8 protein-coding genes are annotated in these 7,304 nt (G+C 60.7%); 6 read left to right on the forward strand and 2 right to left on the reverse strand.

Annotated features, from left to right (window positions below; genetic code table 11):
- The first annotated feature begins 364 nt into the window (after window positions 1-364).
- From QMX98_RS30355 to QMX98_RS30365, 3 genes are read left to right on the forward strand one after another with little or no spacing between them, the layout of a single operon-like run.
- On the forward strand, window positions 365-1,351 hold the full coding sequence (locus tag QMX98_RS30355; RefSeq protein WP_010467401.1) for an ABC transporter substrate-binding protein: 987 nt from the start codon (window positions 365-367) through the stop codon (window positions 1,349-1,351).
- A gap of 9 nt (window positions 1,352-1,360) precedes the next feature.
- Entirely contained in the window at window positions 1,361-2,164 is an 804-nt protein-coding gene (locus QMX98_RS30360; RefSeq protein WP_010467403.1) for an ABC transporter permease, read from the forward strand.
- Window positions 2,152-2,988 carry an ABC transporter ATP-binding protein gene (locus QMX98_RS30365; protein ID WP_169858210.1) on the forward strand — a complete coding sequence of 279 codons (837 nt, stop codon included), beginning with the start codon at window positions 2,152-2,154 and terminating at the stop codon, window positions 2,986-2,988. Before QMX98_RS30360 ends, QMX98_RS30365 begins: the two co-directional genes overlap by 13 nt.
- A gap of 49 nt (window positions 2,989-3,037) precedes the next feature.
- On the opposite strand, the gene QMX98_RS30370 is transcribed toward QMX98_RS30365, so the two are convergent.
- The gene (locus QMX98_RS30370; protein WP_172791681.1) at window positions 3,038-4,117 is read right to left on the reverse strand and encodes an endonuclease/exonuclease/phosphatase family protein; all 1,080 of its coding nucleotides are present in this window, start codon (window positions 4,115-4,117) and stop codon (window positions 3,038-3,040) included.
- 67 nt (window positions 4,118-4,184) lie between these two features.
- A complete protein-coding gene (locus tag QMX98_RS30375; RefSeq protein ID WP_282411861.1) occupies window positions 4,185-4,859 on the reverse strand; it encodes a YciC family protein in 675 nt (224 codons plus the stop codon).
- 178 nt (window positions 4,860-5,037) lie between these two features.
- On the opposite strand from QMX98_RS30375, the gene QMX98_RS30380 reads away from it, so the two are divergent.
- From QMX98_RS30380 to QMX98_RS30390, 3 genes are all read left to right on the forward strand, one after another.
- A complete protein-coding gene (locus QMX98_RS30380; protein ID WP_083375696.1) occupies window positions 5,038-5,805 on the forward strand; it encodes a DUF2076 domain-containing protein in 768 nt (255 codons plus the stop codon).
- 257 nt (window positions 5,806-6,062) lie between these two features.
- Entirely contained in the window at window positions 6,063-6,542 is a 480-nt protein-coding gene (locus QMX98_RS30385) for an NYN domain-containing protein (protein WP_010467410.1), read from the forward strand.
- A gap of 22 nt (window positions 6,543-6,564) precedes the next feature.
- A complete protein-coding gene (locus QMX98_RS30390; protein WP_077749914.1) occupies window positions 6,565-7,176 on the forward strand; it encodes a 3'-5' exonuclease in 612 nt (203 codons plus the stop codon).
- Window positions 7,177-7,304: the final 128 nt, after the last annotated feature.

Below are 7,304 nucleotides of genomic sequence, written 5' to 3' on the forward strand. Positions count from 1 at the left end.
GGGCAAGCCTCGCTCCTACAGGTTGTGTGTCGTGCCCAATTCCGCGGCCGACATAAACCCTGCAGGAGCGAGGCTTGCCCGCGAATGCTGTGGTCGATTCAACACCTATTTCATGTTTTGCACCTCCCCCGTGCGTCCCCGCCAACCCCGCCCTTTTACGGCGCGCGCTACCCAGTTTTTTCATCACTCCCAACGACATATTTCCTGATTTTCCTTATCCCGCCCCTGGTCCAACATCGACTTCGCCAGTCAGCCGAATGCTGACCATCGAAAGGTCCATCAGAGACCACCGGTGGCAACTGATCCAAGGCCACTGGCCGTACTGCCCATGACAAAACTAAATCAACAGCTTTGGGAGTGCTCCATGATCAAGTCCTTGCTTAACCGCGTCGCTCATCCACTGGCGATCACCGCCATCGCCGCCACGGTCGCCACCAGCGCCCAGGCCGGCACCCTGTCCATCGGCCACACCACGTGGGTCGGCTACGGCACGCTCTACCTGGCCCAGGACCTGGGATACTTCAAGGAAGGCGGTTTGACCGTCGAATTGCCCGTCGTTGAAGAAGCTTCGATGTACATGGCCGCCCAGGCTTCGGGCGAGTTGTCGGGCTCGGCGTCGACCATCGACGAAGTGCTCAAGTACCGCCCGCAATTCTGCTTCAAGGCCGTCGCCGCACTCGATGACAGCCATGGTGGCGACGGTGTTCTGGTGGGCAAGGACGTCAAGAGTTTGCAGGAGCTCAAAGGCAAGGCAGTGGCGGTGAACGAAGGGTCGACCTCGCAGTTCTGGCTGTCGTACCTGCTGAAAAAACACGGCATGAGCATGAGCGACATCACCGTGCAGAACATGACGGCCGATGACGCTGCCACCGCGTTCATCGCCGGCCGTGTGCCGGCCGCCGTGACCTGGGAGCCGCACCTGTCGATGGTCCGCAACAAGCAACAAGGCAAAGTGCTGATCGACAGCAGCAGCACGCCGGGAGTGATTGTCGACGTGGTCGCGCTCAACTGCACGGTCATCGAGAAGCAACCGGAAGACGTCAAGGCCTTGGTCGCCGGTCTCTACAAAGCGGTGCAGTACACCAAGGACCATCCGAAGGAAGCTTACAAAATCATGGCCAAAGGCGTCGGCGGTTACCTCGCCGATCCGAAGGAACTGGAAGCCGCCGCGCAAGGCGTGCGCTTCTACGATCAGGCCATGAGCGAAAAACTCTTGGGGTCTCCGGGCAAGCCGGGCGACAGCGAGCCACTGATCAAACTGGCCAACGAAACCGCCAGCGAATTGCAGGGCAAGCCCTACAACGTCAGCAATGACGACCTGATCGACAACCGCTTCGTCAGCCCGCTGTAGGAGGTCCGCATGTTCAAGCGCAATTCATGGCTGAGCCGCTGCATCACGCCCAAGACCGGCCTGCCGGTGCAGGTGATCTGGAGCGCGAGCGGCCTGGCCTGGGTGTTGTTGATCGGCCTGTGGGCCGGGTTGTCCTACGGCGGCGTGGTGCCAGGCATGTTCCTGCCGACACCGGGGGCGGTGGCCGAAGCCGCCGTGCGCCTGAGCCGCGACGGCACCCTTGGCCTGCATGTGTGGGCCAGCCTCGAAGTGGTGATGGTCGGTTTCATTGTCTCGTCTCTGGTGGCGGTGCCGTTGGGGTTGCTGATGGGCAGCTTCCGCATCGTCCAGGCGTTCCTTGAACCGATGGTCAATTTCATCCGCTACCTGCCGGTGACCTCGTTCGTGCCGCTGTTCATTCTGTGGATCGGCATCGGTCTGGAACAGCGTGTGTCGGTGATCATCTTTGGCGTGTTTTTCCAGCAACTGGTGATGATCGCCGACGTGTCCAAGGGCATCTCCAAGGACCTGATCAACGCGTCGTACACCTTGGGTTCGACCCGCCGCGATGCGGTGCTGCATGTGATTGCCCCGGCGTCGTTGCCGGGTGTGCTCGACACGTTGCGTGTGACCATGGGCTGGGCCTGGACCTATCTGGTGGTCGCCGAGCTGGTCGCCGCGTCCAGTGGCCTGGGTTACTTGAGCCTGAAAGCCATGCGCGGTTTTCAAGTGGACGTGATTTTCCTCGCCATCGCAATCATCGGTCTGCTGGGCCTGGTCACCGATCAACTGTTCCGTTTTCTCCGTCTGAGGATTGCCGCATGGGCTCAGTAAGCGCCGTCAACCCGCGTTTCATCACACCCACGGCCGCCCCGGTGCAAGCCGCGCCACGGCTGCAGGTGGACAAGGTCAGTCTGCGTTATCAGAAACCTGACGGCGGTATGTTCACCGCGCTGGAGCAGGTGTCGTTCGAAGTGCCGGATCAACAATTCGCCGTGCTGGTCGGGCCGTCGGGCTGCGGCAAGTCGAGTCTGCTGTACCTCACGGCCGGCCTGAACGAGCCCACGGAAGGCGAGATTTATGTCGGCGGCCAGCAAGTGCAGGGGCCGGGTGCGGATCGGGGTATGGTGTTCCAGAGCTACACGCTGTTCCCGTGGTTGACCGTGCGGCAGAACGTCGAGTTCGGCCTCAAGCGGCGCGGCATGGCGACCGCTCAGCGCAAGGAAATCGTCGATTACTACGTCAATGAAGTGGGGCTGACCGGGTTCGCCGATAACTACGCCAAGCAGTTGTCCGGCGGCATGATGCAGCGTGTGGCGATTGCCCGGGCCTTGGCCAATGACCCGCAAATCCTCTTGATGGACGAACCCTTCGGCGCGCTCGACAGCCAGACGCGCCTGCAAATGCAGCAGCTGTTGTTGCGGGTCTGGGGCAACAGCAAGAAGACCGTGCTGTTCGTGACCCATGACATCGACGAGGCGATTCTGTTGGGGGATCGGGTTTACGTGATGGGCGCCAGGCCAGGGCGGATCAAGCAGATCCTGGACGTGCCGATCGAACGCCCGCGTAACCTGGACATGGTCATGGAGCGCTCGTTCATCGACATGAAACGCAAGATCTTCGGGCTGTTGCATGACGATCTGGAAGAGGTTCATTGAGCCGATTTACCGTCATGCCCAAATCCCCTCTGGGAGCGTTGATCCGGCTCTATGGGGCCGCAGGCAGGAGGAACCGCGCAATCACCGGCAAATGATCGGAGATCCGCAAGGTATCGTCCTGCCTCACCATCGCCTCGACCCGTTTGATCCGCGGGCTGTAGAACAGGTAATCAACCGTCCGGTCCGGGCCGTTCAAGCCTGGATCGTTCGGGTAGTGGGTCAGCCACCGCGCCCGGTCGATCCCGCTGGCTTCGTTGTTGGTCGGGATCATCGGGTATTTGTCCCACAGCACATGCAAGGCACTGTCGACGGAGTAGGGCGTGCGTTGTTCGTCGGGCAGGCGTCGATACTGGCCCAGCGGCAACAGGTTGAAGTCGCCACCGATCAACCACGGGGTGCCATGGCTTTCATATTTGTCGAGCACCTTGGCCACGGCGGTCACTTGGGCCAGCAGGGTTTCATCAGGTTGGATGACGCGGTCCAGATGGGTATTGAGCACCGCGATCTGTCCACCGCCGCCCAATGGCAGGTAAGTCGCCAGCAAGGCGTTTTTCGGTGTGAACTGACGGCTGATGAAGTTGGCCGACGCGACCGGCAATTGCAGGCGTTCGGCGTGTTCGATCTGGTATCGGCTGAGGGTTGCCAGTTGTCGGCCGACACTGCCGAAGATGTGCGGCAGCGGCACAAAGTCAGCTTTCCAGTCGAAGGCATGAGCGCTGCACGGATAAAGGTCGGCGACCCGTTCCTGAAGCAACTTGAACTGGTTTTGATAATCGCTGGCCTTGGCGCCGTCATCCAGCTCCTGCAACAGCACAATGTCCGGTTGCTCGTCACGAATGACCCGTGCCACCTCATCGAGGCTGAAGGCCATGTCTTCGGCGGTGGGGCTCTCGTCGTCGCCTTTGGCCAGGTCATTCCAGAACACGTAGCGCTTGCCCGCCAGGTACTGGACGTTCCAGGTCATGACTTTCAGGGCCTGGCCGGGGACCAGCGTGGGCGCCTGAGCGCTGCAGCCGACCGGTGCTGCTTCTTTGGCACCGGGACGCCAGGTCAGGTTGTAAATCAGCAAGGCAATCAGGCCCGCCGCGATCAGCAGGCCCAGCAGGGTGTAGCGCAGTAGACGGGTCATGGCTCGGCTTATAGCGTTACAAAAGATGAGCCCGAGCATAACCGAGCGTAGGGCTTAAGCCCATGGGTCATAGCGGCCCGTCAATTTTCTCGGGGGCATCGGCAATCAGCATGAACAGGCGGAACAGCACCACGCTGGTGAACAGTTGCAAAAAGCTGTGCGCGCTGTCGATCAGCAGCGAAATCACCGGGTTCTGCGGATCCGGGTAAATCGAAAGGGTCGCGCCCTTGAGCACCCACAATGGGCCCATCACACACAGAATGCACACCAGGATGCGCAGGAAATGGCCGCGGGTCAGGCGCAGGCTTTCCTTCATCGCCGCCAGCGGGGCCTGGCCGCGCAGCACCAGCAGATACTCGCCGAACGCCAGGGTGACCATCAGCCAGATGCCCGGCAGGAAATACAGCGACAAGCCAATCAGGATCAGCAAGGTGTTGAGGGCGGTGAGCAGGGCGAAGCGCGGCCACAGATAGGCCGACCTCGACAGCAACTCGCGGGTGCTCGGTGATTCGCCACGGCTGCGGGCATCGAGAAACAGGATCAGTGCGGCGGTGTACAGCGGATAGACCAGCAAGCCGACCATCACGCTGATGCCGGGGAAACTGTCCGGCTCGGTGGAGCGATCCACCATTTGTTGCAGCAGCGCCTCGAAAATCACCAGCGGCAGGCACAGGCGCACGATCTGGCCCAGATTGCGCTTGAAGAAATACAGAGAGTCACGCAGTACATCGAACGAATTCATCAGTCGGTATCGCAGGTTGAAAGCAGTGGCCCACTTTAACCGATGAAGCCCTTTGGGGCGCAAACGTAAACGTTCGGTAAAGGTCATTGAAACAACTTGTTTCAGCCTCCATTAAGGTCGAGCACCTTATCCTCTTTGGTAAAGGTCAACGATTTCTCCGGCAATCTACGAGGTCGCCATGAACAGCGAAGAACAAACCCTGATCGATGGACTGTTTTCCCGGTTGCAACAAGCCGAAACGGACTCAGCCCCGCGTGACGCCCAGGCTGAAGCGCGGATCAAGGAGCACCTGACTCGCCAACCGGCGGCAGGTTATTTCATGACCCAGGCGATTCTGGTTCAGGAAGCGGCCATCAAAAGCCTCGACGCGCAGAACAAGCAACTCGCTCAGCAAGTTCAGCAATTGCAGGCCGAACTGCAATCGGCCAAGGCTCAGCCGTCGGCGCCTGCCAGCGGTGGTTTCCTGTCGAGCATTTTCGGTGGCGGTTCCCGTGATCCGCAGCCTGCACCGACGCAAAGCGCGCCGTCCTCCAATGGTGGATGGCGTGAGCAGGGGCGGCCGTCGTTCAATTCGCAGCCGCCGCAGCAACAGAACTTCGGTGCTGCACCGCCACAGCAGAATTACGCGCCGCAGCAGCAAGCCCCCGGGATTGGCAGTGGTTTCCTTGGCGGCGCCCTGAAAACCGCCGCCGGTGTGGCCGGTGGCGTGATGCTGGCGCAAGGCATCAGCAGCCTGTTCCACAGCAATCAGCAACCGCAGGAAGTCGTCGAAGTCATCAAGGAAGAACCGGCTCAGGTCAATGATCAGAGCGACAGCGGCAACGGCTGGGGCAACGACGAGCGCGTGGCTGACAACAACGCCAACGATCAGGGAGGCTTCACCGACGCCGACTACAGCGATGACAGCTCTTCGTTCTTTGGCGGCGACGACGATTCCTTCGTCTGATTCAACGTTACAGGTGTAACACTGAACCCGTGGTGAGGGAGCTTGCTCCCGCTGGGCTGCGCAGCAGTCCTTCTTTGGGGCCGCTGCGCGACCCAGCGGGAGCAAGCGCCCTCGCCACAGGTTGCCATTCGTCCGAGGCTCCAAGAGGCTTCGGGCCGATTATTCGCGGAACAATCCTTCAGGCTGGCATACTGGGCCACTTTTCGGGCCTGGTGCCTGACCCAGCCTGCGCGCGACTGCGCCAAAGAGGATGCACGGTGAAAAAAATCGCAGTGTTCGCCGACGTTCAAAACCTCTATTACACCGTGCGTCAGGCCTATGGTTGCCACTTCAACTACGCCGCGCTCTGGGCTGATATCAGCAAACAGGGCGAGATCGTCGAGGCCTATGCCTATGCGATCGATCGCGGCGACAGCAAGCAGCAGCAATTCCAGCAGATCCTGCGCAACCTCGGCTTCATCGTGAAGCTCAAGCCCTACATCCAGCGCAGCGACGGCTCGGCCAAAGGCGACTGGGACGTGGGCATCACCCTCGACATCATGGACGCCGCCGATCATGTCGACGAAGTGGTGCTGGCTTCCGGCGACGGTGATTTCGACATGCTGCTGGAGCGCATCATCACCAAGCACGGGGTGCAAGCCGTGGCTTACGGCGTGCCGGGCCTGACGGCCAACTCGCTGATCCGCGCCGCCAGCCGCTACGTGCCGATCGAAGGCGCGTTGCTGCTCAAGAATTGATTTTTACGGAGTTGAAACAGGTTTGGAACGCATAGCAGTCATCGACTTTGAAACCACCGGGATCTCCCCGAGCAGCAGCTGCCGGGCCACGGAAATTGCCGTGGTGATCCTTGAACAGGGGCGCATCGTCGAGCGTTACCAGAGCCTGATGAACGCCGGCGTGCGCGTCCCGGCCTTCATCGAACAACTGACCGGCATCAGCAACGCCATGCTGCGCACCGCGCCCTCGGCAGAGCAGGTGATGAACGAGGTCAACGAATTCGTCGGGATCACGCCGCTGCTGGCCCACAACGCCGCGTTCGACCAGAAGTTCTGGGATTTCGAACTCAGCCGCATCAAACGCACCCGCTTGCAGAACTTCGCCTGCTCGCTGCTACTGGCCCGCCGCCTGATGCCCGCCGCGCCGAACCACAAACTCGGCACCCTCACCACCTTCGCCAGCCTGCCCAATACCGGCAAGGCCCACCGGGCCATGGCCGATGCCGAAATGGCGGCCAACCTCACGGCGCACTTGGCGCAAGAGCTGCGGCACAAGCACGGGTTGCGCGAGTTGTCCCATGATTTGCTGGTCAGCTTGCAGAAAGTGCCGGCGGCGAAGATCAACGAACACCTCAAGCGCCATCGCGGGTTCTGAAAGCACTGCAAATCCCCTGTGGGAGTGAGCCTGCTCGCGATAGCGATTTATCATTCAACGTTGATGTCGACTGATACTCCGCTATCGCGAGCAGGCTCGCTCCTACAGGGACTGCGCCGTTTTCAGAC

This window comes from Pseudomonas sp. PS02303 (genome assembly GCF_029959925.1).
GTDB classification, from domain to species: domain Bacteria; phylum Pseudomonadota; class Gammaproteobacteria; order Pseudomonadales; family Pseudomonadaceae; genus Aquipseudomonas; species Aquipseudomonas mandelii.